The organism is Granulicella aggregans (assembly GCF_014203275.1).
Classification (GTDB): Bacteria; Acidobacteriota; Terriglobia; order Terriglobales; family Acidobacteriaceae; genus Edaphobacter.
In genome coordinates, this window is record NZ_JACHIP010000066.1 from 1 (window position 1) to 2,983 (window position 2,983).

The 2,983-nt window shown below is 60.3% G+C and carries 1 protein-coding gene; it reads left to right on the forward strand.

Going from position 1 to position 2,983, the window contains the following annotated elements; genetic code table 11:
• Positions 1-75: 75 nt before the first annotated feature.
• Positions 76-2,983: MobF family relaxase (gene mobF, locus HDF16_RS30005; protein WP_184224618.1), on the forward strand; the 2,908-nt coding region annotated here is incomplete at its 3' end.

Genomic DNA, 2,983 nt, shown 5'->3' on the forward strand with positions numbered 1-2,983 from the left:
CCGCCGTTCGGAGCAGGAAACCAACCCCAAGTAACCCCACGCGGTCGCCAGCTCTAGGGCAAAAAGGAGGACTCCATGCTCAGTATTTCGAAGGCTCTCAGCTCAGGCCAGGCTCAGACGTACCACAAGATGGAGTTCACCTCGGGCACCCAGAGTTACTACAAACAGGACGGCGCTGTAGAGGGCGAATGGCAGGGCCAGCTCGCTAGCAAGATGGGTCTGTCTGGTGCAGTCACCTCGGCTGAATTTACTCGGCTCACTGAGGGCCGACACCCAGAAACGGGGGAGGAGATGGTGAAGCACCGGGCAGCCCAGGAGTACAAGAACGCGGACGGTACGACCACCAAAGCTGTCGAACACCGCGCCGGTTGGGACGCTACCTTTTCAGCGCCAAAGTCCGTTTCGCTGACGGCGTTGGTCGGGGGTGACGAGCGTGTTCGCGAGGCCCACAGCGCCGCCGTGACTGCCGCGCTTGCAGAACTCGAACGCTACACGCAGGCCAGGATCGGAGGGAATAACCCAGCCGAGACGACGGGCAAATTTATCGCCGCGAAGTTCGAACACGATACCGCCCGTCCCGTCGACGGCTACGCCGCTCCCCAGCTCCATACTCACGTCTTCATCATGAATGTGACCCAACGCGCGGACGGAACCACGCGCGCACTCCAGCCTCAAAGCATGTTCGACAGCCAAAACTTTGCCACTGCCGTATACCAATCGGCCCTCACCTACCAGCTCCGTAAGCTGGGGTATGAGATCGAGGCAGGGAAGAGCGGAGCGCCCGAGATCAAGGGGTACTCCCAGGAGTATTTGGACGCTTCGAGCCCCCGTTCCCAACAGATCAAAGACCATCTGGCGAAGTCCGGTTACAGCGGTGCGGAGGCCTCGCAGATCGCTGCGCACGCGACCCGCGACAAAAAGCAAATAGTCTCTCCCGAGGAGGTCGTAGAGGCGCACCGAACGCTAGCCGCAACGTTCGGCGACCAGGCTGAAACAGTCGTGAGAGAAGCCCGCGAGCGAGCGAAGATACAGCAGACCAAGATGCAAGATCTGACGCCGGAAGAAATCGCCAGAGCGAAGGAGGCCGTGACCTACGCCAGGAGCAGCAACTTCGAGCGCGAAGCTGTCACAGACGAGCGCACGTTGATGCGGGACGCACTTCGCCGCGGCATGGGCGAGACGACCTACGCACACGTCAAAGCCGAGTTCGATGCCCGCCACATTCAGGGGGACTTTCGCGAGCTAAAGGGCGAGAAACACGCGACGGGACGCAGCTTTACGACCCCAGAGACAATCGCCAACGAGCGGGCGAACATTCGGCACGTCATGGCCGGGCAGAACGCCGTGGAGCCGATAGTGTCCTCCGACCAGGCCGCAGCTCAGGCCGCAAGACGGGCATTCATGAACGAAGCCCAACGCACGGTCATCCAGGAAGTTCTTACCTCAACCGATCGCATTCATGGCGTTCAGGGGCTCGCAGGAACCGGGAAGACGAGCGTGCTTTCGAGCATCCGGGAGGGAGCCGAAGCCAACGGCTATAAGGTCGAGGGATTTGCCCCAACCTCGCGGGCCGCTGGGCAGCTCAGACAAGAAGGCATCGAGGCCACCACGCTGCAAAGCTTCCTCGCGCGGAAGCAGCAAGACCCGAGTGCGCCTGCCAGCCGACATCTCTACATGCTGGACGAGTCGAGCCTTGCCAGCACCAAACAAATGCGGGCTTTCCTCGAAAAGATAGGGCCGACAGACCGCGTACTCGTCATCGGAGACACCGCGCAGCATCAAGGGGTGGACGCGGGTCGACCATTCGAACAGATGCAGGATGCCGGGATGCGGACATCGCAGCTCGACCAGATCGTTAGGCAGCGAAAGAACCCAGCACTCCTTGAGGCGGTCCAGCACCTTGCTAAGAGTGAGACCGTCAAAGGTGTCCAGATGCTTGCCGATCAGGGCCGGGTCACGCAGATCGCGGACCCGAACCAGCGTATCGCTGCGATCGCGAAGGATTACGCCCGAGCGCCTGAGAACACGATCATCGTCTCGCCCGACAACCGCAGTCGCCAGCTCATCAATGAAGCCGTCCGAGTCGAACTCAAGAACGCCGGAAAGCTAGGAGCCGAGGATCAGAAGTTCTCTATCCTTGCTCATCGTTCCGACATGACCGGGGCAGATCGTGAGTGGGCTGCCCGGTACAAGGCCGGTGACGTACTCAAGTACGAGACCGGGAGCAAATCCCACGGCATTGCCAGGAACAGCACCGCGATCGTATTGTCGACCGACGCCAGGAACAACACCGTGACGATCGAGCGCGAGGACGGTCAGGCCGTAACCTATGACCCGAAGCGGCTCAAAGGAGTGAATGCCTATCGTGTAACGCAGAAGGATTTTGCGGAGGGCGACCGCATCCAGTTCACCGCGAAAGACAAGACACTCGGTGTGAACAACCGTGATCTAGGAACCATCACGAAGCTTGAGACCGGACAGATCACCGTGCAGATGGACGGCAAGACAACCCGCACCATCCAGTTCGACCCCGCAACGATGCGCCATTTCGATCATGGTTATGCCGTCACATCCCACGTCTCGCAGGGGCTAACCGAGGGCAGGGTCATTGCGAACATCGACACGGAATCGTCGCGCTCCCTCATCAACACCAGGCTTGCCTACGTCTCAATCTCCCGAGCGGAGCACGACGCCAGGATCTACACCAACGATGCCAAAACGCTGGGAGCCCGCCTTGCAACCGAAGTCAGCAAGACCACTGCGGTAGACTTCCGCCGTCCACCTCAGCCCGCCTCACAGCAAAAAAGCCAAGGTCAGGTCTACGAGTATGCAGACCCAAACCATCGTCTCGCAGCCGTCGCCAGCGCCTTTGCCGAGCGACCAGCGAGCACGGTGGTCATCGCTAAGGATCAGGAAGAACGCCGAGAGTTGAATCAACTCATCCGAGCCGACTTGCAGGCCAGGGGACTTGTAGGAGCCGATA